Annotated in this window: 20 protein-coding genes; 12 read left to right on the forward strand and 8 right to left on the reverse strand. The window is 52.1% G+C overall.

Annotated features, from left to right (window positions below):
- Window positions 1-28 precede the first annotated feature (28 nt).
- Window positions 29-2,203: a right-handed parallel beta-helix repeat-containing protein gene (locus tag IE065_RS13405; RefSeq protein ID WP_189515921.1), complete on the reverse strand. Its 2,175-nt coding sequence runs from the start codon at window positions 2,201-2,203 to the stop codon at window positions 29-31.
- Window positions 2,204-2,875: 672 nt separating this feature from the next.
- Between IE065_RS13405 and IE065_RS13410 the strand changes: the two genes are divergently transcribed.
- The 5 genes from IE065_RS13410 to aroA all read left to right on the forward strand — a co-directional run bounded on the left by IE065_RS13410 (window position 2,876) and on the right by aroA (window position 7,664).
- Window positions 2,876-3,904 (forward strand): LacI family DNA-binding transcriptional regulator, encoded by a 1,029-nt coding sequence (locus IE065_RS13410; protein WP_229792119.1) that lies wholly within the window; start codon window positions 2,876-2,878, stop codon window positions 3,902-3,904.
- Between the two features lie 100 nt (window positions 3,905-4,004).
- Entirely contained in the window at window positions 4,005-5,012 is a 1,008-nt protein-coding gene (locus tag IE065_RS13415) for a LacI family DNA-binding transcriptional regulator (protein WP_189515925.1), read from the forward strand.
- Window positions 5,013-5,064: 52 nt separating this feature from the next.
- Complete coding sequence (locus IE065_RS13420; RefSeq protein WP_189515927.1) at window positions 5,065-5,685, forward strand: PEP-CTERM sorting domain-containing protein; 621 nt, start codon at window positions 5,065-5,067, stop codon at window positions 5,683-5,685.
- A 125-nt stretch (window positions 5,686-5,810) separates the two neighbouring features.
- Window positions 5,811-6,245: a hypothetical protein gene (locus tag IE065_RS13425; protein ID WP_189515929.1), complete on the forward strand. Its 435-nt coding sequence runs from the start codon at window positions 5,811-5,813 to the stop codon at window positions 6,243-6,245.
- A gap of 78 nt (window positions 6,246-6,323) precedes the next feature.
- Window positions 6,324-7,664 (forward strand): 3-phosphoshikimate 1-carboxyvinyltransferase, encoded by a 1,341-nt coding sequence (aroA, locus tag IE065_RS13430; protein WP_189515932.1) that lies wholly within the window; start codon window positions 6,324-6,326, stop codon window positions 7,662-7,664.
- Between the two features lie 135 nt (window positions 7,665-7,799).
- Here the strand turns inward: aroA and IE065_RS13435 are convergent, their stop codons facing one another.
- The 4 genes from IE065_RS13435 to fabG all read right to left on the reverse strand — a co-directional run bounded on the left by IE065_RS13435 (window position 7,800) and on the right by fabG (window position 11,473).
- Window positions 7,800-8,936, reverse strand: a complete 1,137-nt coding sequence (locus IE065_RS13435) for an acyl-CoA desaturase (RefSeq protein ID WP_189515934.1) — start codon at window positions 8,934-8,936, stop codon at window positions 7,800-7,802.
- 192 nt (window positions 8,937-9,128) lie between these two features.
- Window positions 9,129-10,391: a beta-ketoacyl-ACP synthase II gene (gene fabF / locus IE065_RS13440; protein ID WP_189515936.1), complete on the reverse strand. Its 1,263-nt coding sequence runs from the start codon at window positions 10,389-10,391 to the stop codon at window positions 9,129-9,131.
- 41 nt (window positions 10,392-10,432) lie between these two features.
- Window positions 10,433-10,690, reverse strand: a complete 258-nt coding sequence (locus tag IE065_RS13445; RefSeq protein WP_189515938.1) for an acyl carrier protein — start codon at window positions 10,688-10,690, stop codon at window positions 10,433-10,435.
- A gap of 36 nt (window positions 10,691-10,726) precedes the next feature.
- Window positions 10,727-11,473 (reverse strand): 3-oxoacyl-ACP reductase FabG, encoded by a 747-nt coding sequence (fabG, locus tag IE065_RS13450; protein ID WP_189515940.1) that lies wholly within the window; start codon window positions 11,471-11,473, stop codon window positions 10,727-10,729.
- A 196-nt stretch (window positions 11,474-11,669) separates the two neighbouring features.
- On the opposite strand from fabG, the gene IE065_RS13455 reads away from it, so the two are divergent.
- On the forward strand, window positions 11,670-13,790 hold the full coding sequence (locus IE065_RS13455) for a hypothetical protein (RefSeq protein WP_189515941.1): 2,121 nt from the start codon (window positions 11,670-11,672) through the stop codon (window positions 13,788-13,790).
- Between the two features lie 10 nt (window positions 13,791-13,800).
- Here IE065_RS13455 and IE065_RS13460 read toward each other — a convergent pair whose 3' ends face one another.
- On the reverse strand, window positions 13,801-15,486 hold the full coding sequence (locus IE065_RS13460) for a tetratricopeptide repeat protein (protein WP_189515943.1): 1,686 nt from the start codon (window positions 15,484-15,486) through the stop codon (window positions 13,801-13,803).
- Between the two features lie 131 nt (window positions 15,487-15,617).
- Here IE065_RS13460 and IE065_RS13465 point away from each other — a divergent pair, with 131 nt between their 5' ends.
- The 3 genes from IE065_RS13465 (at window position 15,618) to htpG (ending at window position 18,941) form a co-directional block, all read left to right on the forward strand.
- Window positions 15,618-15,905: a zinc ribbon domain-containing protein gene (locus tag IE065_RS13465; protein ID WP_189515945.1), complete on the forward strand. Its 288-nt coding sequence runs from the start codon at window positions 15,618-15,620 to the stop codon at window positions 15,903-15,905.
- Between the two features lie 265 nt (window positions 15,906-16,170).
- Window positions 16,171-16,914: a polysaccharide lyase gene (locus tag IE065_RS13470; protein WP_189515947.1), complete on the forward strand. Its 744-nt coding sequence runs from the start codon at window positions 16,171-16,173 to the stop codon at window positions 16,912-16,914.
- A gap of 170 nt (window positions 16,915-17,084) precedes the next feature.
- A complete protein-coding gene (gene htpG / locus IE065_RS13475; RefSeq protein ID WP_189515949.1) occupies window positions 17,085-18,941 on the forward strand; it encodes a molecular chaperone HtpG in 1,857 nt (618 codons plus the stop codon).
- Window positions 18,942-19,086: 145 nt separating this feature from the next.
- Here htpG and IE065_RS13480 read toward each other — a convergent pair whose 3' ends face one another.
- The gene (locus tag IE065_RS13480) at window positions 19,087-21,126 is read right to left on the reverse strand and encodes an alpha-amylase family protein (RefSeq protein WP_189515951.1); all 2,040 of its coding nucleotides are present in this window, start codon (window positions 21,124-21,126) and stop codon (window positions 19,087-19,089) included.
- A gap of 85 nt (window positions 21,127-21,211) precedes the next feature.
- Between IE065_RS13480 and IE065_RS13485 the strand changes: the two genes are divergently transcribed.
- Window positions 21,212-21,988: a helix-turn-helix transcriptional regulator gene (locus IE065_RS13485; RefSeq protein ID WP_189515953.1), complete on the forward strand. Its 777-nt coding sequence runs from the start codon at window positions 21,212-21,214 to the stop codon at window positions 21,986-21,988.
- A gap of 87 nt (window positions 21,989-22,075) precedes the next feature.
- Here IE065_RS13485 and IE065_RS13490 read toward each other — a convergent pair whose 3' ends face one another.
- Window positions 22,076-23,356: a BaiN/RdsA family NAD(P)/FAD-dependent oxidoreductase gene (locus tag IE065_RS13490; protein WP_200163193.1), complete on the reverse strand. Its 1,281-nt coding sequence runs from the start codon at window positions 23,354-23,356 to the stop codon at window positions 22,076-22,078.
- A 140-nt stretch (window positions 23,357-23,496) separates the two neighbouring features.
- Here IE065_RS13490 and IE065_RS13495 point away from each other — a divergent pair, with 140 nt between their 5' ends.
- Both IE065_RS13495 and IE065_RS13500 read left to right on the forward strand, forming a co-directional pair.
- Complete coding sequence (locus tag IE065_RS13495) at window positions 23,497-23,934, forward strand: DUF1294 domain-containing protein (RefSeq protein WP_189515955.1); 438 nt, start codon at window positions 23,497-23,499, stop codon at window positions 23,932-23,934.
- Between the two features lie 135 nt (window positions 23,935-24,069).
- Window positions 24,070-24,918, forward strand: coding sequence for an RNA methyltransferase (locus IE065_RS13500; RefSeq protein ID WP_189515957.1), 849 nt, complete (start codon window positions 24,070-24,072; stop codon window positions 24,916-24,918).
- Window positions 24,919-24,953 lie beyond the last annotated feature (35 nt).

Raw genomic sequence — 24,953 nt, forward strand, 5'->3', positions numbered from 1 at the left:
AGGTCTGACCGAATATATTCCAAACCAATCAACCCTGTTCACTCGCAGCCTGAGCAGGCTGGTAATTTTCAGGGAATACAGGCCAATGAGGAGGCTTGGGTGATTGGCTATTGGTTTCTACCGCTCCCATATCCGGAGCAGCGCCGGAATAGTCGTCATTAAAATTCGGGATTCTCTCGGCAGCGTCATGGCCAGGTGCTCCAGGCGAAAGCCAAAGGCGACCATCCGGAGCACGCTCATAGACAGGTGATGCGATTACTGCGTGCGCTTCGGCTCCTTCCCGGGTCATTATCTTGCCGTCATACATATCGTAATCGAAGTCATTGCTCCACGTTTTTTGCGTATCAAGGATCGCCCAATTATTGGCACCTCGCATTTGCAGAAGATTGTTTCGCGTGGTCATGTTCTCCTGAAGCTTTTTCTTCGATGTAAACACAATGCCCGATTGAGCTCCGCTAGAGGCCAAATCACTCCCTTCAAAAGCTGGCGGCTGCAAAGAGGTATTGTGAAAGATATACATCTTTCCTCGGGTATATTGAGCTTTCTCGTTACCTAGCTTAACCAGGTAATGGCCACGAAGGTCATTCGCCGACGAGCCAGAGTGCTTACGCGATACGCCGTAAACGTTGCGGAAGAAATAGACTGGGCCAAGCGACGGTGCTGCGGCACCAATCGCGCCATACGTCATATCAATGTAGTTGTTCCAGACACGCACATTCATGTCTGCACCTTCAATCTCCAGACCATCGTCCCAGCAGTGCGAAACAAAGTTGTCGTAGATGTCGCTGTCACGATTGGGGAAACCACCGAAGCCGAAATTGGATAGCTCGCCCATTCCATCGTTAAACATGTGGTCGATATCCGAGTAAATCCGGTTGTTGCGAATAACGAACTGCCCTTTGCCACCCCGGAAGCTGATTCCCTGCGGACCTTCTGGGTGGGAGCTCTTCGTCCCTGGACGTTTCTCCGCCCAAGAATTGCTGTCGCTGCGCGGATGATGCATCTCACAGTTTTGGATGACGATATGCTCCAGCTGCTTAGAACTGCTATAGATCGCTGAATTCAGATTCTTGGCTTGTCCATTGGACCGCGTTTCTCCCCATCCGCTGATATCGCAATCGTCAATGACCACATGATCGACGTCGCCGAGAACAATGCCATGCGTGGAAGCGCCCTTCAAAGTCAGCCCACGGACAATTACCCAAGATGCATTAATCTCCACATTAGCACTGGCTTTGTCTTGCGCGTCCCAAACCGCATCCACACCGGATGCAGGCTCATAAAGCACATAACCCTCTTTTTCGCTGCCGCCTTCAGTAATCTTGTAGGTTTCTCCTTCGAGGGTAGTTGGAAGCGTGACATGGCGGGCAATTTTAAAGTCTTCCGACCATGTGTTGAAAGGAACGATGCGCTCTGGCCCATCCTGTAACTTCAAGCGAGCTTCGTAGGCAGTGCCGGGCTCGAGGTAAACGATACTACCCCGATACTCTCCCGTATGCTCAGCTCCCTTCCCTCCGTGTTCAGTTGCGTCAAACCAGAGAGGCAGGGCGTCCTTCCAGTCGGTAGCACCTTGTTTACGGTAATGAACCTCCACCACTCGATCGCTCGTGCCGCCCTGAGGCTTCCAATAAAGGCCAACCGAATTGAATGTCGCGACTGCCTGCGGAGGAACTTCTTCCCCCTGATAGCTATAGGGCGGCAAAACTTCGAGGGACAATCCCTTGAAGGCGACGCTTTGGCCGACATCTTCAGCTTTTTGCTGCCAGCGTATCAGCACCTCGATATAATCCGCCCCATCGCTGTTAAAAACCTTTTCCACCGTTTCCCAGTCGGCCCCAGCGTTGCGTCCCGTATTCGTACGGTCCAACTCACGCCCATTGCTGTAGCGCTTGATCTGATAAAGGGCGATCTTCGGCGCAGTCCCCTTCAATTCTCCAACCAAGCGGTAACGTGTTCCTGGCTTGATATCGATGCGCTGCAGGATCTCACCAAATCCACCCTGTGACTCAGCGATTTCAATCTTCAGCCCACCCGCGGCGGACTCTTGAGAAATCGGCTGCTTGGTGCGTATTGTCCAAGCCGCTGGTTTGCCATCATTCCACTCGGTGAAGTCGCCATTGCGGATCAGGTCAGCCGCATCAGCATTGATCAAGGCCAGTAGCCCCAGCGTAAAAGTTAGTAACTTGATTTTATGGGAATTCATAACAACGAAACGATTCGAGCAAAACTGCTCATGATACATATGTGGGAAAAGCACATTGTAGCCGAATCCGAACATTAACACCGAGACCACTTACTGTTAACCTATTAAACTCAACGTATTACATACTTCCACGACATTAGAATGAGTCAATCAACATGATAATTGAATAGCTTAACCCAAACAAATTTGGTCAAATCACTCCCCCTAACCTAGCATTCGAATTTGTTGCCACTACTATACGACACATCCAGAAATACATCCCCCCCCTGTTCTCTCGGCCATCATTAACCAATAGGTTATTAAAGAAACCGCAATCCAACGCATAAACTTGGGTCGCGCTTCTCATCCCCCCCACTGTTCATTAAAACCAGCCCCCCAAAAAAACTGCTTAATTCATTTATCCGTATTCTCAAATACAGACCTATAAGCAAGTGCACGCGTGAGAGCTTTCACTCCGCGGTAAAATTTGATCACATTCCCTAGGGGGGAAGATAACAAAGGACAGAGAAGGCCCGGTCCAAATGGACCGGGTCCTTCATATTTCCCCGAGAAAAACCTGCCAACAACCACCCCAATGAAACTGAAGCGCACTCAAAGAACTTTGAAACAAAGCGTTTTTTATTCCTAGCAACGACCTAGGTGACTAGGTAGTATACGATCATGGGTAAACGCGTGACTCAGAAAAGCATCGCGATGGAGTGTGGCGTGAGCACTGCAACCGTATCCTACGCCCTTCGCAACAGCGCACGTATCCCCCTGAAAACCCGTAACCGCATTGCCGCAGTTGCAAAAAAACTGGGTTATCAGCCAGACCCCAGCCTCGCCTCCTTGGCCTCCCGCCGTAGTAGTAAGAAGGGTTCGCCATTCTCCGCCTCTGTTGCAGTCATCCACCCCAACCCCAAAGACTCTCGCCCCAGTCGGCTCTTTGATTTGCACTGCCACCATTTCAAAGCCAAAATGAATGAATTAGGCTGCTCCGTGACGGACTTTTATATCGATTCGGGGCGATACCGCCCCGAAAGACTCGCGCAGATCCTACGCACACGCGGAATCAAGGGAATCCTCTTAGGCTGGGGCAAATGGCCTGACTACATCAAGCGTTTCCCTTGGAGTGAATTTGCAGTAATCTCAACGGTGCGTACCGATTTGGGAAGCAGCATTGATAAGGTCAGCATGAACCATTTCCATGCCCTCGACGATGTTTTCCAGCAACTCGATAATCTGCCATATAACCGTTATGGGGTCATACTCCACGACGACTGCCCGGAAATCACCATTAAACACATCCTTGGAGCCTATTACGCCAACCACTACGAACGGCCATCACTCAAAAGCCTACCACCCTACTGCTTTAACATGGGAGAACCGCCCGAGCGACTTGCGCAATGGTATCAAAAGCATAAACCGGAAGTGATCATCAGCCATCGCGTGATCGATCCCAAAATCTTTGCACGAGCCGGGATTTCGGTTCCAGACGAAGTGCAATTAGTTGTTCTAGAAATAGATGAAGAAAGCTCGATACAATACTCAGGCGTTTATTCCGGCGCAGAAATGGGTCGAACCATCGCAGTTTCTCTTGCTCGGAAAATTCGTAGTGACGAGGTCTATGTCGGCAGCCGCAATGGGAAACTTACGTTTGTCAGCGGCACCTGGCGCGAAGGCGAAACCCTCCGTCTCCCCAAGAAAAACTCGAACGAATAGCGAGCTCATCTTCTAGATTAAACTTACTGGCTCTTTCAATACCAATGCAGCTACTCAGAAGCATTGTGCATCACACCCATTACTTACCTGGAAATTTCACATGAATATGAAAACGCTGGCCGAACACTGTGGCGTCAGCATCGCCACGGTTTCATATGCCCTACGCGATGACAAGCGCATCTCAGAAACGGTTCGCCTTCACATCCGGAAAAAAGCAAGAGAGCTAGGCTATCGCACCAACTCCTTGGGGAGTTCCCTTGTGGCCTATCGCCAAGATGTCCGACAAAGGCCAACTCAGTCCACTGTCGCTGTTCTATTTGAAAATCCTCCCCACGCACGACGCACTGTTCTTTTCCAACCGCATCTGGCGAGCTTCCGACAAAGCATCGAGCGCTACGGCTACAAGGTAGAGGAAATCTATCTGGATAATATGGAAATAACCACAGCCGAATTCGCTCAATCGCTCCACGACAAGGGCATTCGCGGGATCGTACTTGCTTGGGGCTTATGGAGCACACGCCTCAAAGATTTCCCTTGGAACGAATTCACCGTCGTCTCAGCCGAACGCAATGAAATCCATCCAGCCTTGGACCGGATCAGTATGAATCATTTCAGTGCGACAGACGAGTGTTTCCTCCGACTGTCAACGCTTGGTGCAAAACGAATCGGACTAATTTGCCACGATGACCTGCCACTTCGCGTAAAGAAAAATATAGTTGGGGCTTACCTCATGAACGCACACTCCAACGAGCATTCCATAACTGACATTCCGCCCTACTTCTACAACTTGGCCGAACCCGCCGATCATTTTGCGAAATGGTTTAAACAATATCGACTTGATGCCCTGCTTTCCCACCGCCTAATCGATCTGAATTTTTTCCACAAAGCCGGCCTCCATTTCCCCGAAGACGCACACTATGCCGTTATTGAAATCGATGACGACGGCACAGGCCCAGAATCAGGGGTTACATTAAACGAAGAACTCGGGCGGGTTTTGGCCGACACCATTGCTGGTAAACTCCATTACGATGAATCTGTCGACCCTGCAAGTGAAGGCAACCTCATCCTAGTCGACGGTCATTGGAAAGCTGGCACCACGACTAATTGAAACCCAAATTTCATTCGGCTTGACTCATGGAGAAACATACTCGTTTTTCCCCATGATGAAAACAGTAAATGCAGCGCTGCTCGCAGCCTTAGTTTGCACATCAGCCAATGCAGTTCTGATAACGACCATCCAGGAAGTCGGCCCTAATGTGGTCGTGACCACGAATGGCTCCGTTAACTTAGCTGGACTTTTTGATCCCTTTGACTACGGAAGCCCACTACCAGGTATTGCGCCCTTCGTCCCCGCATTTCTCACAGGCTCAAGCCCGATTGGCACCGGTTACTTGGGCATTAATGTCAATTCTGCCCCCTGGGGCACCGGTAGTCAGCAACCAGCCGATTTAAACTCAGGCCCGATTGTTGGCGTTTATGATTTCTTCTATGGTTATGGCCCAGAACTAATCGTCCCGCAAGGTTACGTAAGCAATACAACTCTTGCGACCTCCACCGCGATCTACTTGGGAGAAACATTGGCCACAATGGGGCTTGTTCCTGGTAATTATTCCTGGGGCTGGGGCACTGGGCTCGACGCCGACTCCATGCAAATAAGCATCGGCGGAGCTGCGATCCCTGAGCCTTCGACCTACATTGCACTGGCTGGCTTCGGCACGCTAGGCGTATTCCTCTGGCGACGCCACAAGGTCAAGGCTGCCAGCGAAGCGACGATCACATAATCTCGAAACCTCGATCAAACGGGATGTTTACCGCCGATGCTAAGAAGCTCGGCGGTTTTTTATCTCCCGAAATCAACGCAAAAATAAATCTAGCGCTTCGGTTCCTCAGACGACATTCTTTACTCATGGCAAAAGAAGATCAAAAGGAAACAATCGCCGCACCAGCTCCAATTAAAAAGCCCATGAACCACTTGGTCTGCGTCGCGTGGGCATTTATTTTCATTGGGGCATTGGCGCTTGTTCAGACCATTCAATCCTTCATTAACGAGCCACTCGCCGTTCCAAATTTCTTAATGGTTTTCATTGTCGTTGGCTGGGGTCTGCTGAAGCGTAAACCCCTCTGGCGTACGTTTGCTCTTTCCTGTGCCTACGTCTTTTTCATCTTCACGGTCGGCAAAATATTGATCGTCGTAAAATCACCCGACGGAATGGAGGGTGCCCCCTTGTTTAGCGTCGTCATGTTCTGGGCAATTAGCGTCCTCATGATCGCTGGAGGCGGCTACGCAATCTGGGCATTGCAGACCAAAGCAGTCCGCAGCCAGTTTGACTCTAAACTATAGCCCCCCCCCCGGCGTATCGTCATTCTGCTTGAAGTGACCGCAAGGATCACTTCACTACGAGTCTCTGTTTAAAAAGCTATGAGCGAAGCCCTTACTATTCAGCCTTTTACCCGTCCTGTGCGCGGGCGCGTCACCCTGCCCGGCTCCAAGAGCATTACAAACCGGGCTCTGATCTTGGCCGCACTTTCCCAAGAGTCACTCACCCTCGAAGCCGCGCTATTCAGCGATGACACCCGCATCATGGCTAATGCACTACGAGCACTAGGCATTACTGTGAGCGAAGACGAGGCAGGCAAAACGATCTTCGTCAATGGTTGCGGTGGAAGCATTCCTAACCCAGAGGCCGAGATTTACGTGGGCAATGCTGGCACCGCTGCTCGCTTTCTCACCGCCATGCTTTGCCTTCGTGAAGGCGGAGTCTACCGTATGGACGGTTCCGCCCCAATGCGCAAACGTCCGATGCGTGGCCTGCTCGACGCGCTTGTGACCCATGGTGCCGCTACTGTCGAATACCACGGTGAACCCGGATTTTTCCCTTTCACTCTACGTACCAATGGTGTACCTGGCGGCGAACTGTCTGTGGATGCTTCCGCGAGCAGCCAAATTCTGTCGGCCCTGTTGATGGTTGCCCCCCTCGCCAAGGGTCCGCTAACCCTTACTCTGGCTGGCGAAACGGTCTCTCACCCATTCATCGGCATGACGCTCGCCATGATCGAGCAGTTTGGCATCCAGCCGCAAGGCAAGTCGGATACCGGCCCATTTCCCTTCACTGGCGGCGGACGTTACTACTACCCTCGCCCAGCCTATGTAGTCGAGCCAGACGCCACTGCAGCGAGCTACTATGCCATGCTTCCATGGGTTATCGGCGGCTCACTTACCCTTGAGCGTTGCTATGGCATCGGGCTTCAGGGAGACATTCACTTCATCGAAATATTAGGCCAACTAGGCGCGTTTTTCAATGTCGATGGCGCAGACCTCGTGGCCGAATTTCGGGAACGTAAACAGGGGGGGGTGACTGAGGATTTCAACGCCATATCTGACACCTTCTTAACTTTGGCCGCCATCACCCCGTTACTTGATGGCCCGACGACGATTTCAGGCATCGCCCACACTCGCCATCAGGAAACTGATCGCATTGCGGCCATGGCCACCGAGCTACGCAAGCTCGGACAGCGGGTCGATGAAACCGATGACAGTATGACTGTCCACCCCGACTTCACCGCAATCGTCGCCAAGACCAAAGACTCACCATTAGCCATCGACACCTACGAAGACCACCGCGTCGCCATGAGCTTCGGTATCCTTGGTAGCCATGATCTTCACGGCGACGGTCGCCCTTGGTTAACTATCAATGACCCCAATTGCTGCGCTAAAACTTTCCCAAACTTTTTCGACGTGCTCAAGGCGCTAAGAGGCTAAGCATTAGACGCCTGATAGATGCTGCCACGACATTTGCTCCAGCCGAAGGCATCTCCTTTCACATCAAAGAAAAAGCCCGCCAATACTGACGGGCTTTTGAAAATCACTGCGTTTCGCTACGCGATGTATAGTCCTTTAGATTGCAATCGGCTGGACACCAGGAAGCTGTTCTAAGTGCTCTAAAGTGGCCCGAATTTGACGACGCCATTCATTCATCTTACTCTTGGAAAGCTCGACACGGTCGCGGACATTCTTATCCAACTGATAATACTGGTTGCTCAGTTCTTCCTGTGCCTCGTGCAAGCGGTCCAAAGTCAGCTGGACACCGTGACTAAGGGATGCACGTAAGTCTGGGCGCTGCTGATACGGCTCTAGCCCGCATTGGATCCGTCGGCGAGCCTCGGTCAGCTCAGCCAAGAGAATCTTGGCATCAGACACTTCGCGTAAGTTCGATGTCAGGCCGATTTTGGATAGCGTCCAAATCGTCCACTTGGTTGGGTCGAATTGCCAAGGTTTCACGCCGTTACGATAGTCGTGCTGAAACTCGTGGTGGTAATTGTGGTAGCCTTCACCAAAAGTGAAGAGCGCCATAAACCAGCTATCGCGAGCGCTGTGCTTGGTCGAGTAAGGCTGGTTGCCGACATAGTGGCAGGCGGAATTAATGAAAAACGTCGCATGCTGCACACAAACGGTGCGTAGGACACCGGCCAGCAGGAAGGAGCCCAAAGCGCCTTGCCACGTCCCATACCAAGCGTAACCAAGCGCGGTTGGCACGATGAAACCGACAACAAAAGCGATCAGGTGGACATATTTCTCCTGCCAGACCACGAGCGGATCTTTCCGCAGGTCAGCGACATTGTCCAAGGGTGGCTCCGCTTTTAGTTTAAACAGAAGCCAGCCAACGTGGGCGTAAAAGAACCCATTGTTGATATTATACGGGTCGTCTTCGTGGTCGACGTGCTTATGGTGGCGACGGTGATCGCTGCACCAGTTAAGAATCGAATTTTCGAAAGCAGCAGCACCAAACAGCGTAACGAAGAGGCGTACGGGCCACTTAGCTTTAAAGGAAATATGAGAAAACAGCCGGTGGTAACCCAGCGTAATGCTCAGGCCTGTCGCAATGCAGTAAAAGGTGAAAAGCGAAAACTGGAACCAGTCCAAGCCGTAATTGTAGAGATACCACGGCACTGCGGTCAGGGAAGTTAACAACGTAAGGCCGAGGAAGATACAAGTGACCCACTCGACACGGTTGAAAGGAATATTTTTGAACATGGATTGTCTGTCAGATAAATAATCAAAGCGACCGCGCCGCCGGAGGGGGGGCTGCGCGCTTCAATTGGATTCAGTATTAATTAAGGGTATACCTCAATTTAATCAGACAGTCTGCCGAAAATTTGTTCCAACGCAATAACGATTAACGAGAATCAGTTTCGCAATAAGCAGATATTCGATCTAGCGAAGAAATTACTTATGGCGCTCAAAGATGATCGTCGCATTATGTCCGCCAAATCCGAGATTATTACTCATGGCGATATCTACCTTCTGCCCAGTGCGCGCAACATTTGGCACATAGTCCAGATCGCAATCCGGATCTGGGGTCTCATAATTGATAGTCGGGGGAATGATGCCCGTCTCAATGACCTTGGCGCAGATCGCGGCTTCAATGCCACCGGCGGCACCCAAAAGGTGTCCCGTCATACTCTTTGTGCTGCTGATCGGCATTTTGTAGGCATGTTCGCCAAATACCTTCTTGATCGCGAGCGTCTCAAATTTGTCATTGTATGGCGTAGACGTGCCGTGGGCATTGATGTAGTCCACGGATTCCGGCTCAATTTTAGCCATCGCCATTGCACGATTGAGCGCATACGCCAAGCCTTCACCTTCTGGGTCCGGGCTGGTGATGTGGTAGGCATCGCAAGTGGCAGCGTAGCCCGAAAGCTCGCAAATGATCTTTGCACCGCGTGCCTTGGCGTGTTCCTCGCTTTCGAGAACGAGCACACCGGCACCATCCCCCATCACGAAGCCATCACGGCCAGCATCAAACGGACGGGATGCACGCTCAGGCTCGTCATTGAAGCCTGTGCTCATCGCCTTCATATTACAGAAGCCGGCGTAACCCACGTGGGTGATTGCGCCTTCACTGCCACCAGCAATCATCACATCGGCATCGCCGCGCATAATCATGTGGGCAGCTTCTCCGAGGGCGTGTGTCGCAGTCGAACAGGCACTGACTACGGCAAAATTCGGCCCCTTCGCTTTAATCTCAATCGCCATGACACCAGAGGCCATGTTCGCGATGAGCGAGGGGATCATAAATGGAGATACCTTGCGCGGTCCACTCTCTTTGAGCTTCCAAGCCTGCTCTTGGACTGTTTCCAGTCCGCCAATACCAGAGCCGATGAGGACGCCGACCTTGTAGGGGTCCTCCTGCGACATATCAAGCTTGGCGTCCGCCACGGCTTGCTTGCCGGCGCTGACGGCATAGTGAACATAGCGGTCGTTACGGTTGACGTCTTTGGCGTTGTTAAAACAAGCCTTGGCATCAAAGTTCACCACTTCTGCCCCAATTTGGCAGGAGTAGGCGCTGGCGTCCATGCATTCGATTTTACGAATACCGCTCTTGCCAGCGATGATACCGTTCCAAAAGTCGTCGACGGAGTTGCCTAAGGCATGGACTACTCCAATGCCCGTGACAACGACCTTCGTCTGTGGGCGTGGGTCACTCATGAATGAATAAACGGGCGATTCCAGAGAGCCGCCCATCCTGATTAGCCTGCGGCCTTATCCTTGATATAGCTGACCACGTCACCGACGGTCTGCAGCTTCTCGGAATCGGATTCGGGGATTTCGCCCTTAATCTCATCCTTGAATTCTTCTTCAAATGCCATGACGAGCTCAACTAGGTCGAGCGAGTCAGCTCCGAGATCATCCAAAAAGGAAGCTTGTGGAGTTACCTGCTCTTCGTTGACATTGAGCTGGTTAACAATGATTTCTTGTACGCGTTCTTCGATGCTTTTATCCGACATATTTCGGGAGGTGTATGGATTAAATTAGAAAGTTGTTTACATCGCCATGCCGCCGTCAACCGAAAAAGTTTGCCCGGTGATGTAACCGGCTTCTTCACTTGCGAGGAATGTGCACATAGAAGCGATCTCAGATGTCTGGCCAAAACGCTTCAGCGGGACCATTTTGGCCGCTTCAGTTTTAACCGTATCGCTGAGTTCGTTGGTCATGTCCGTTTCAATGAAACCAGGCGCGACGACGTTAACGGTGATATTGCGCGAGGCGACCTCGCGAGCGGTAGACTTGGTAAATCCGATCATACCCGCTTTGGCGGCACCATAGTTGGCCTGACCGGGGTTGCCAATAATGCCTACCACCGATGAAATATTAATAATGCGGCCCCAACGCTTGCGCGTCATCGGACGCAGCAGCCCTTTGGTCCAGAAAAAGCAGGATGAAAGGTTGGTGTTGATAACATCCATCCAGTCAGCATCGCTCATACGCAGAAGCAGTCCATCTCGGGTGATCCCTGCATTGTTGACTACGATGTCGATACACTCGTAGTCCTTAAGCAACTGCTCGCAGGCAGCGGCAACAGCGGCGGAATCAGCTACGTCGACGGCTAAAGCTTCAGCTTGCCCTCCACTTGCGCGAATGGCCTCAGCAGCGGCACCACAGGAGCTTTCGCTTTTGCTGACGCAGATAACGCGCACGCCCTCGGCAGCAAGGCTCTCTGCGATCGCGCGGCCAATGCCCCGGCCCGCGCCGGTTACCAAAGCAGTCTTGTTCTCAAAGGTCAGTTTCATGTAAGGGGCCAAGGCATGTTAACTGTGCAAGGGGCTGGCAAGCAAAATCTCGCCCATACAACTCAGTATATTACATCCGCACACCGTCAACTCAACAGAATGAACCGAGAATTACATCCCCAAGACAGCAAATGATTTTCGAGCATGACATTTGTGACTCAATGGTCAAGCATGCCCGAGTTCGCCTGAAATTAAGATGGATAAAAAGCCCAAAAAAAACAGTTATGTTCGGTGGTTAGTGCAGCACTATTTTGCCGATTTTCGCCACTTCCTGCGGCATGGACTCAAACGACGATTTCGTGGGTTGACGGGCTTTACTCGTTTTCACAAAAAGGAATGGACCGATTGGTGGAAGTCACGCGACAGTCGCCGAAAATTTGCCAAGATTGAGCGGAAACACCAAGCTAAACGCATTCGGAATGATGCTGCATCTGGCATACGTAGTTTCGGCGCGTCACTCTGGTCAATGTTCACTGCCCCAGTGCGTCTGCTCAAGTGGAGCAGGATGAAATTCCGCCAATTGCGGAAGCTTTCCTTTCGAGAGGCTTGTGAAGAAATCTGGATGGGTTATCGCGCATTAATCGCGAGTGGACTCAACCGGGTGGAATTCCTTTTCAAGCGGACATTTAGTCTGCCGCTCTGGCTACGCGCCATCATCACAATTGTCGGTGTGGCCTTCATCGCTGGCGTCATTGCCACGCCTTGGCTGTTCAAGACTGCCAAAGCCTACCGCAGTGAGCATATGCTAGTCCAAGCAAAGGAGTTACAAGCCGATGGGCGGAATGTAGAAGCCTACCAGAAGATTCGCGCTGCCGCCCTCCTCCGCCCAGATCAAGCCGAAGTCCGCGAGCTCGTACTCGAACTCGCCGAAGAGGTCCGCTCTCCTCAGGCCGTCTGGTGGGCCGAGCGAGCCGCCAAAGCCAATAACTACGACGCAGAATCAATCGCAAAGGTGATTGAAATGGCTGCCTACTTTCGGCAGTCTCAGATTGGCGTACGGTACTTGGCCATGCTTCAGGAAGCTTACCCGGACTACGAAGGAGCCACCGACGCTGAACTGCGGCTATTGCTATCTCAGGGCAAACGAGTCGAGGCGATCAACAAGGCGCTCCACGCCTATAAAAACGGTGAAACCAGCCCAACCATCCACGAAGTGCTGGCAATGCATTATCTGAACGCCAGCGACCCAATTGCCCAGAAAACCTTGGCCGACTACCTCCAAGAAAATCTGAACCGAAACGACGAGGTTGGTTTATCACTCAAACGATTGGTGCTTACCCGCACGGCCGAACTTTCACCGGAAGTCATGGAGCAGGTAAATTTTGCCCAAATACTGACAGATCTGAGACAGTTCCCCGAGGCTAAACAGAACGACCGCGCACTGGCCATCGGACGCGCATTAGAGCACGGAGATATTTCCAAGGATGAAGCCCAAGCCACTATCTTGGCCGAATTTGATATCAATGACCCCGATGAGCGTGAGGATTTAATGGAAATGGCCAGCATTTTTGGGCTCTATGGCATTATTGAGTCATTGCCAGCCACCCAGAAAAGAGAGCTGAATCAACTCAGGCTAGAAGGCATGGTTCTCAGTGAAACACCCGACTTTGAAGGTGCCCGCCAACTACTGGACAGCTCAAGCGAAGCCACTCTCGCACCGCTGCAAGCCTCATTCTGGAACGCCATGCTTGCGCGTGAGCAAGGTCACAATGAAGCCTTCACTAAATCCCTCATCGAAGCCCTGAATTACGCAACGCTGGAGGAATGGGTCTACCTCGAACGCATTTTGCATCGCCGTGCGACAGAAGCTCAACTGCTGGAGTTCTACCGTGAATCGGTCCAACGCTTACCCAACACGCCATATATCGCCGCACACGCCTTAAACTACGCGTATCAAGTGGGGGCCGACGCCGAGCTTGCCGCCATGGCTCAGCAAATGCCGCTGGATACCTTTAAACGTGACCCTTATAGCCAAATCTTTCTGATTTATCTGAAAGCGCTGCAGGAACGCGATTTGTCAACCAGTCGCTATCATGCGGAGGACCTAGTAGCCAAATACCCCCGTGAGGCCAGCTACTACATCGCCCTCGCCTTTGTTTACGCTCAATCGCAAAATGTCCCGCTCGCGAAATCCGTGATTAGCTCATTTCCCCTAGGAAATGATTATGAGGCAATGCCGCCCTTTTTAAGAATCTGCCTAGCAGCCACTGGTAACACCGCCGCCCTGCCCGATATCGACAAACTCCCCCTAGCCAAAGAACGCGAGATCGCCAAACGCCTTGTAGATTCCAAACCGACCGAGGCGGCGCTTAATTAAACAGCTATAGCTAAAGCGCCTGATGCGCCTCAAGGACGGACTTCGCTTGATCATAGAGCACAGCTTCCTCTGGCATGAGCACGGCAGGATCAAGGCCCTTCATCAGATTCGCAGCCGCAGGGTAATCCTTTTGGTCAACCGCAATGAGAAGCCCTCCGAGGCGGCAGCTTCCGATGCTAAGGTATTGCTTGTTCAGTAGATCAAACTGCTCCTGAGCTTGGTCGAGCAGGCCTGCTTTCCACAAAAGAAAGGAATATGTAGAGCGCATGACACTAGCCGGCGACTGCTCAACCAATGGAGCAATGCGATGCGGATCGGCATCCGCAGGATCGTCCAACAACGCCTCAAGATAATATTGATTATTAAGCATACCGACGTCATCCGGTGATAGCTCCAGTGAACGATGCACCACAACGAGCGCGTCTGCTGTCTTGCCCTGCATCGTAAGCGCAGCGAGATAAAGAGGAATCGCGGCCAATTCTTCGCGCGAATTTTTCGCAGCAGCAATCGCTGTTTTCAGGCAGGCTGCTGCCTCCTCTTGCCAACCTTTACGCAGAGCAAGCTGCCCGAGTGCCAGAAGCTCGTTAAAGGCCCCGTCTTCCTCAGCCTGAGCGTAGGCATCCCGCCAGAGTTGCGTTGCTTGCTTGCTGTTGGCCGTATCCTGGCCGCTACCAATAAACGCCAGCAAAGTGGTACGACGGGCTTCACTGATGGGCTGATCAGCCCGATTAAGCAGTCGGCTCGCATTTTCCAAATCATTGCTCTGCATATAAGCCATAAGCTGAGCGCTCCAACGGCCAGTCTCGTCCAGTTGACCGCTAGCAGGACTCTGCAAAAAGACCAGAAGCTCGGCGTAAGCACTATTGGAAAGAAGCCATTTTGCGACCAACTCAGGCTCCTTAGCCCCTTCACGACGAATTGCCTCAGCAATGATTGCAGCGCGCTTTCCCGGCTCCAAATTCAATTGCTGTGTATCGGCTAGCAAACGGCTGATCGGTGTCCCGCGCGAATGCTCTCGTATGCGACGCATCAACCATTCTCGATCACTGTCGAAAAGCGGGATACCTGGACTCGCGGCCAGCGTCAATAAGGCACTCATGCCGACTTCTCCCTTATGTTTAGACGCCTGGCGCAAGTTGGACTTCGCCTGAATGTCAGCGGCCCGATTGTTCTGCCTCAATAAAAGTTGCCCGCGCAGGAGCAGCGCCTCCTCATTTTGGGAGTCAACCGACAGTAATTGCTCCAAAGTCGAAAACGCCTCCCTCTGCTCTTCACGCCGTATTTGTATCTTGGCCTGAAGCAGCAAAAATTCTGGATTAGCAGCTTGTTTGGTGCGCAGTTCCTGAAGAACCTCATCCACGCCATCCAGCCTATCCGCATCCAACTGCAACTGCAGAAATGCCAGCCCGATCTCTGGATGATCCTTCGCACTCCCCTGAGCCAATAACGTGGTAAGCTCTTCAATAGAGCCTTTGGCATCTATTTCGATCAAGGCGCGAACCTGAATGACGCGCGCGCGCATTTTGTCTGGCCCAAATGCAATTAACCGTTCGGTGTGCGGAATGACCTCTGCGTACTGTCCTGCTTTGAGAAGCCGGAAGGCGCGTGAGAACTCATACCCCTGCCAGATCCAATAGCCACTGCCCAGCAACCCAACCAGCACCAACAAGAGCAGCACAAAAGGCAGCCAAGACATTCGGCCAAGACGATTAGACGCATAGGGCATCGCACCTAAGGTGAGTATTTTTTCTCATCTGGCAAAATAAATTGAAAGCAGAATCATGGCTTTCAATTGGGCTCAGTTTACAGCAAACTTCAACCTCTGACATGAGCAATGACTTTGAATGCCCGATCTGCGGAGCAATGGTGAAAGCCAATACCCTCGCGTGCCCCGAATGCGGTGCCGATGAGCGCACTGGCCTGTACCGTAGCAACGACTCCAGTGGCGCAATTTACGACGGTCTAGACCTACCCGACGACGACACATTCAATTACGACGAATTCGCCGAGCGGGAGTTTGGAACGCCACGGCCAAAGTCTGCCAAGGACTACACCGTTGCCGTCATCGCCGTCTTAATGATCGTCGTAATCTTCGCGGTTTTTGTTTTGTGGTAGCCTGCTCCATACGGGCCCAAAGACCACATCCCTTGATCGCGTAGAATGGTAATCCGGCTAAAAAAAGGGGAGGGGTAGTTACGCACGACACCTACGATCTATCGTATGATTCACATTTCATACATTTGCTCGCTTTAATTGCAAGTGGCACTACAAAAGGAGTTTGCCATAGTTCAATGCTCCCCCTCTATCATGTAGGGCTAATTGCTTCGCTAAGCCATCAAGGAAAATGATTCTGATTCGATTATTTCTCACATTCATCGCCATGTCATCCACGCTGTTATCGAAAGATGTTCTTTTGCTCAGCGAAGACTTCAACGATACACAGTCAACATGCGCTCAAGCTCTACTCAGGCATCCTGAGATAGAATTGGCCAAAGACGCTGGACCCGATGGTTCCGATGCAATCCGTGTTAACTATGTCGGCGGAAAAATGGGGAGCAAACGTGTCGTTATCAACTACCCGCTTGAACAGAAAGTGGATCATGCCATCCTCAGCTTCGACGTATTTTTCGAGGATGATTGGCAGTTTGTTCGCGGTGGTAAAATGCACGGCCTCGGACCTAAAAAACCAATCACGGGCGGGAAACGTCGGCAGCCCAACGGCTGGAGTTCGCGTATCATGTTCTCAAAAAAAGGCCGTGTGCACAACTATCTGTATGACCAGAACCCGGATTTGACCTACGGCTTCGGCGGCACGACGGCTGAACCCGTCTTTGAAAAAGGCAAATGGCAGCATGTCGTGTTGGAAACACAACTCAACGACGCCGGCCAAGCCAATGGCTTTGCCAAAACGTCAGTCGATGGCCAAGAAGTTCTTTTTAATGACGGCATGGAATTTCGCGGAAAAGACGGCAAGGACACACTGATTCAGAAGTTCCTCTTCAGCACCTTTCACGGTGGAAATGACCCCAGTTGGGCACCCAAAGATGCCAATGGTAACTATATCACCGTCCATGCACTCTTCGATAATATCATAATTGTCGCCCCTCAGAATCGTCAAGAATGAGCCAAATTCTTCGTCCATCGAACTCCAGCCAAAATCCGTGTATAATCCCCCCCTCCCCTAGAAAACGGCTTGAAAAGCATGCCGTCATTGCCTCAGTGTGTTGGGTTTAGCTGATGTGCCCCTCTGCACGCAGCCATCATTTTAATAAAAACACCAACTTAGAAACTACCATGAGCACAACCGCGCCCGAAAAGCACGAATTCCAGGCCGAAGTCAAACAGGTGCTGGATATCGTTATCCACTCCCTCTACACCGACAAGGAAATCTTCATCCGCGAGTTGGTGTCTAACGCCTCAGACGCGCTCGAAAAGCTGCGCCATTTGCAACTGACCGAGAAAACGATCCACGACGACGGCCTCACGCTTGAAGTCAACCTGACCACCGACGACACCGCCAACACGATCACGGTCCAAGACTTTGGCATCGGTATGACGCGTGATGATCTCGTCGAAAACCTTGGCACTATCGCCCACTCCGGCACCAAGGCGTTCCTCAATGCGGTAAAGGAATCCGGCGGCGCGAATGAATCGCTCATCGGCCAGTTCGGCGTTGGTTTCTACTCGGTATTCATGTGCGCGGAGGAAGTTAAGGTCTACACCCGCAGTTGGCACAGCGAAGGCACGGGCTGGTGCTGGACCAGCGATGGCTCTGGCAGCTACACCATTGAAGAAGCCGAAGGCGTCCGACGTGGCACCAAGATCGTTATCACTCTTAAAGAGGACGCCAAGGATTTCGCAGCAGACCATCGCGTTAAAAGCATCCTTGAGCGCTACTCGGCCTATATCGAATTCCCGATCAACCTCAACGGCGAGAAGGTCAACAACCAGCAGGCAATCTGGCTGCAAGACAAGTCCGAGATCACCGAAGACGGCTACAAAGAGTTTTACAAGTATCAGGCCAAGGCCTATGACGAGCCTCTCGACTGGATGCACTTTCAGGCTGACGCGCCGCTCGACATCCATGCCCTGCTCTACATTCCTGGCGCAAATCCAGAAATGCCCGGCTTTGGTCGCATTGAGCCCGGCGTCGCACTGCACTGCCGCAAGATCCTCATCGATCCCGAGCCCAAGAAGCTCCTCCCCGATTGGCTCCGCTTCGTCAAGGGCGTCGTCGACTCCGCCGACCTCCCGCTCAATATTTCCCGCGAGTCCATGCAAGACAGCGCGTTGCTCAACAAGATCGGCAACGTCATTACCAAGCGCTTCCTCAAGCACCTCGAAGGCATTGCCAAGAAGGACGCTGACAAGTATCAAAAGTTCTGGGACGACTTCGGCATTTTCATCAAGGAAGGTGCAACCAGCGACTACACCTACCGCGAGCAAACCTCCAGCCTGCTGCGTTTCGAGTCCTCCATGTTCGAAGCCGGTAAGCTAACTTCGCTCGCTGACTACCTCGATCGCGCCAAGGAAGAGCAAAAAGAAATTTACTACCTTATCGGGCCAAGCCGCAAGGCGCTCGAAAGCGGCCCTTATCTGGAAGCCTTCAAGGCCCGCGGCATCGAAGTCCTCTTCTGCTATGAGCCGATTGACGAATTCCTGATGACCAATCTCCGCGAGTTCAAGGAGAAGAAGCTCACCGCCGCAGACTCCAACGACATCGAACTCGAAGACACCGCTGTCGAAGGCGAAGCCCTCCCGGAAGATCAAGTCACCGCTCTTTGCGATTGGCTCAAGACCACCCTCGGCGAAACCCGCGTAAAGACTGTTGCCGTTGGTAAGCGCCTCGTAGACAGCCCGATCGCCGCCATGAACGCAGACGCCATGATGTCTGCCTCAATGCGCAAAATCATGCGTTCGATGGGACGCAACGATGAGATGCCCGAAGACAGTATTTCCGTGAACTTGGAAATCAACCCGCGCCACGGCCTCATTAAGCACCTCAGCACCCTCCGCGAGTCCAACGAAGACACGGCAAAGCTCATCGCCGAACAGCTCTTGGACAACGCCTTGATCAGTGCTGGTATGCTCGATGACCCGCGCAGCATGGTCAACCGCCTCAACGCCATCCTCGAAAAGGTGGCGAAGTAAGGCACCAACAAATTCGTCAATCTTGGTAGGGACAGCTCGTCCCTACCAATGCTGACTTTGGCAACGGCGGAAGTGCCATTGCCCCTCATTTAATGCGCCACGCCTGAAACCAATCTCAGAGCAAAACGCTCTCTAATCGACTGCCTCAATAACGCATCCCGATCATCTGATGACAGAGCAGCGTTGAAACACGAAATTTGAGCACTCCGTCGACTTGCTCAAACTCCACTGCCTCTCCTAAAGGTTCTAGTTGGACAGACTTCACCGGTCGATCCAGCTTCAATTCGACGTCCAAATTATAGAGCGGAAGTAAATCCTCGATCACTTCAAAGAACTGCCCTTTAGCCGAAACATTACCACCGTGGAGATCTGCTTGCCCGCCTCGGTTGATGGTATTGGCATGGAGCAGGTGCAGCACATAGCGACTATTTTCTGCCTGATTCATCAGTGAGACACGTCCAGTCGATGGCAGTCCTGAAACCGTCAACGAACGGTCATCGGCAAGCAAATATGCCAGTGCCTTTTCAAAATACTGACGCAGTGCAACCTGGCCACACCTACGGTAAATCGAAAAAACAGGGTGCGCGAGGTAAGCCACATTGCCCTTGAGCACACCACAGCTAAAACCAGACGCTTCTGGTTGATTAGGCGCGTGTTGGTGACTGCAAAAATGATCCCACTGACGGTTAAAATATGGATCATAGACATCACCGAGCGACACACCGTCCGTAACCGTCAAGCGGCGGCTCTTGGCATACATCACCATCGGTCGGTTCACAAAATCAGCACGCAACCCCGTGTTCGGTAAAATGTAATCCGGCGCATACTCAGAGAGGTCCCCGACTTCAGCTCCAACATCAAACAACATACCACGCTCCGGATCAACTGCGCTATCAGCTGTTAAAAATAGCTTTCCACCCTGATCGAGGTAGGACTTTAATTTCGTCTCAAGCTCAGGACCAACTTTTACATCATCGGGCAGAATAAGCAGCTTATACGGCGCAAAATCCATCTCAGCATCGAGCACATCGAACAGCACATGAGCTTCAAGCAACATACGTCCTGCCCCCGTATCGGAGGCAAGATCTCGTACATTATTTAGAAAGTTCTCAGCACTATTTATCGAGCCACTTAATACGAGGCCAACATCAGCCACATTACGGGCCCCTTGCACAAAAGCCTCCTTTTGCGCGACATCACGATATGCTTCTCCAATTATTTCGTAAGTGCTCTCATCCAAAACACCGATCGGATGTAACTGATCGCCTACGCTACACTTCGCTCCATAGGCCAACATCGCACAGCACTCATAGCGCAGAGCATTCGGATGTTTGTAACCGCCAAATTCGCCCCAGGTGGAATGGAACTTCCCCGTCATCCCGAGATAATCCATATCCAACTGGTGAACATACTTTGCAGACATAGGGAAATGGTCGTAGCCCCACCCTCCCGTCGGTAAACTTTCCAACTCCAAGTGGCTGAAAAACTTCAAGATTTCCCGATAGCCCGGAACGATGTGCCCATTGTTATGAAAAATCGGCATATTCGGGTCGATGGAATGAACCGCGTCCGTAACGCGCTGGTAATACTTCATCAATCCATCCAGACGACTCTGTCGCCGATCTTCGATCTTTAGCGGATCAAGTCCCTTTGCTTGCATATGGCGCAGCCCCCAAACGGAACAATCTTCTGCCTGATTAATTATGTCCAAAAAGATACCATCCGCATCAGGAAAAAGCTCCATCACTTCGCGCACCTGAGCACAGAGATAATCGAGATACGGCGAATGAAAGCTCATCGTCTGAAAGCCTGCGCTAAGGTTGGACTTCGACCATCCAGCATAACGGCCCTCTGAATCAACTTCACGCCATTCCGGATGCTCATCTGCCGCGAGGTTATGGACGCCTGCAGTCAGGTAAATTGGAACATTGATATCAATCTCCTTACAGGCATTAAACTGCTCCCGCAATAGATCAAAAGAAAGCCCAGGATGTCGTTTTCCCACCTTTGTATCGTAATAGCTCCAACCATGATGGCAGGTTGCAAAGGTCGAAACACTATCCACCGCAGCCCCCTTCAGTGTCGCCTGATAAGCCTTCTTATCAAAGCGAGAACCGATACGATCAATCGCGCCGGAAGTATGAAAATCGAGATGAATCTGTCGAAAACGCAACGGGGAAAACATGCATTTAGGTTGCCACAAAAATGCGAATCACAAAAGAAGAAACACTTGTCAAATTCCTAGCATTAGTGGTAATAATTCACCATCAATGAAGTGGATCGAAAATTTAGAAATGCCCCCATCGATTATCCAACTCACTCGTGCTGTGCATGGCAGGCAGGTCGATTCCGAAACATTCCGACTTCCCGATCACTGGGCACTGCACTTCTACGAATATAGCGGGCAGCTTGATTGCGCGGGCACGAGCTATGCGATTCATCCCGGCTCATGCTCACTGGTACCACCAGGATGCCCTGTGACCTTTCATTACGAAGGGCTCTCCGAACACCTCTACTGTCATTTCCTACTCCCCAAACTATCAAACGTAAACTCTCTCAGCCCTGAATTCCTCTCCAATGATGTTCGACTACCTCAATTGAAAAATCTACTCACCGACGCAATCAAGCTTCGGCGAAGTTCTCCCCAGCGCGCCTGTCTACGCTTGTGGGAAGTACTGCTAGGGATTCGAGATATCCTCGATAATGCCGACAGCCATCCCAGGCACGAATACATAGTGGAAACGGCAACGCAGATTGTAATGCAAGAAATGGGCCACCCCCTCACCATTCATGATTTAGCCCGCCGCTGCCAGCTCTCCCACAATCAACTCACCCGCATCATCAAACAACAAATCGGCGAGACCCCAGTAATTTGGCTTCGGCGAATTCGCACTGATCGAGCGAAAGAATTTCTTAAATTCTCCGACCTCCCGATCAAAGTCATTGCCGCAGAAGTCGGCTACCCAGACCTCCAGTATTTTAATAAAACCATCCGGCAACGATTTGGCCAATCCCCTACATCCATAAGGAAATTCGCTAATCGATAATGAGCGAATCTCTACATAAAAATTGTCGAAAAAAGAGCGCAACCAGAGCGAAAACCCACTGACTTTTTAAACGCGTTTCCAAAAGATTCAGCCGACCGCCATTGTTTCTCCAGCAATCCTTCCCGTGGTCCAAGCGGCCTGAAAATTAAAGCCACCGGTGATGCCGTCGATGTCCAGACATTCGCCCGCGAAATGCAAGTGCGGCACGACACGGCTTTCCATACGACGGAAGTCCACTTCCTTCAGCTTCACGCCGCCACAGGTAACAAATTCGTCCTTGTTCGTGGTCTTTCCTTGGACTTGATAATGGCCGTCAACGAGTTCCCGGATGAGCGCGTTTTCCTGATCTTTTGGCAATTGAGCCCAGCGCATATCCTCAGCAATGCCTGCAATCTGCACCAAGCGTTCCCACAGCCGACGTGGAATGGCGTCGAACACCTTGCTCTGGACATTGTTTTTGCCAGAACGCTTGCGTAGCTGGTTGAACTGTTCACGGAGCTGGTTTTCCGTCGCCTGCCCCAACCAGTTGATCGCGATTTCAAAATGATAATTTTCCGCCTGCAGAGCACGCGCTTCCCAAGCCGAGAGCCGGAGAATCGCCGGACCACTGAAGCCACGGTGGGTAATAAGGATCGGGCCGACCTGAGGTTTACCGCCCTTGATAACCTGCACACTCACATCCTGCACCGATAGCCCCGCCAGGCCGTGCGTGCGCTTGTCGGCGACATTAAAGGCAAACAGCGACGGTGCCAGCGGCTCGATCGTATGCCCCAACCCCTCCAGCGCCCGCATCAACGGCGACGCTTTCAGCGAACCAGCAGCAATGCAGATCGCGTCCGCCCGGTCAATTTGATCGTCCGTTCGTTCCAGTGTAAAGCTGCCATCAGACTCGACGGTGAGCGACTTCAGGCCGACGCCTTTAAGGCGTTGAATGCCCGCTTCCTGAGCGGCTTTGAGGAAGCAATCAATGATCGTTTGCGAGTCATCGGTGGTGGGAAACATCCGACCATCGTCCTCGCGTTTGATGTGCACGCCACGCTCCGTAAACCAGTCCAACGTGTCCTGTGGCTGCCAACGATGGAACGCGGCACGTAGCTCTCGCGAACCACGCGGATAACGGGTAGACAGCTCCTTAGGATCGAAACACGCATGGGTGACATTGCAGCGCCCTCCCCCGGAAATTTTGACCTTCGCAAGCCACTTCTGGCCACGCTCATAAATGGTGACCTTCGCTTTGGGGTTGGCTTCGGCAGCCGTAATCGCAGTAAAAAAGCCAGCGGCTCCCCCGCCAACAATGGCCAGACGGGGTGCCTTCTTGCTGCCTTTACGCTGAGGCTCATCCGGGTTTTGCGGGCTAGTGCTCATCATGATTTTGTCTGATCGCTTCGCCCAATAAAGACAAGCCCTGAGGCTCCAATCAACAAATCAGTATCATCGCGGTGACGACAATACCCTAACCTTCATATTTTGACATTTTGTATTGTGACTATTTTAAATCACCCGAATCAATGAAACGAACGGCAGAACGACGAAACAGGCGCAGCACCCAATATTGGACCACGGCAATTGTGGTAGCCCTACTTGCATCGGGACTTCCAATCGCTGCCCTGATCAAATTATGCAGCTCTAATAACCCCAAATATGTGCTTGGCTATATCGTGCTTATATCGCTCATCACCGTTTACATAAACTGGTCCGACAAAAGAAAAGCGCAGACCGATTCTTGGCGGACCCCAGAAAACACGCTCCACCTCTTGGAGTTAGCTGGTGGTTGGGCCGCGGCATATTTCGCACAGAGATTTTTTCGTCACAAGACATCAAAAACGAGGTATCAGGTCACATTCTGGTTCATTGCCGTGATTCAAAATTACGTGGCCTTGGAATATCTGCTAAAGTGGCGCTTCTCCAAGGATGTCTATTCATTTCTGAAAACCCTTTTTGAATAATGCCCCCCCCCTGCGCGCTGCGAAAATCGGCCACGAGCAGGGTTTCAAATCATGGTTCTGCGATTCTCCAGGTACTTTGCGGTTAATTGACAAACAGAGCTTGTCGGACGCCAGCAATCCTCCGAGACTTCCCGCATGACAGAGCCCTCCGCCCAAGACGACAACACCATTCATCCGGAAGACTGGATCATTTGCGGGCGCGCCGCTGTAGAAGCGGTCTATAAAGAACGGCCTCAGGCGCTGCGTAAACTTTGGATCACCGAGGAGAACTTGGGTGTGCTAGGCCAAATCTGCCATTACCTGGCCGACGAGAAACGATCCTACTCCCAGCAAACTTACGACCGCCTAACGCGCGTCGTCAGGCACCCAAACCACGATGGCATCGTGGCGTTCATCGACCCGCCGCTCAAACCGCAATTTCAGGTATCCCACCTCGTGGACTGGCAGAAAAGCGGCGAACCCCTGCTGATCATTGATCGAGTCAAAGACCCGCTCGAGCTGGGGCGCATCCTCCGTGTCGCAGTGAGCTTTAACATGCGCCGTGCACTGATCACTGACGCACCTGACCAAGCCCCCATCGACGGCGCAGTGTACAGCAGCAGTCAAGGCGCACTGGAATACATTCGCTGCTACCGCATCGGGCGCCTCGTTCCGTTGTTCAAGCCAATGGCGCAATACTTTCTGTCGATTGGTGTCGGCGGTCCCGGTGCCAGCCGACCCAAATGGGACAAGCCTCTCCGCGCCCCCGGCCGCGCCGCCGCGTTGATCATCAGCGACCGTCCGGAAGGCATCGACAAACGCATCGTTCCGCTGTGCGAGCACCGGATTTATATTCCGACACAGGGCCCGGTCTCTCTAGCCCCATCGGAAAATCTGGCCACCCTACTGTCCTGGCTCACGGTCGAGGGTAAAAAGGGTGCCAACCGGGGCTTTCGCGCGCGCCAAGCCGAAAAGAAAGCCAAGAAGACGACGAAGAAAGATTAGCCCGAAGCACGATTACTGTTTCCATCCAAAGGGTT

It is taken from the genome of Cerasicoccus arenae (genome assembly GCF_014651635.1).
In the GTDB taxonomy this organism is placed as follows: domain Bacteria; phylum Verrucomicrobiota; class Verrucomicrobiia; order Opitutales; family Cerasicoccaceae; genus Cerasicoccus; species Cerasicoccus arenae.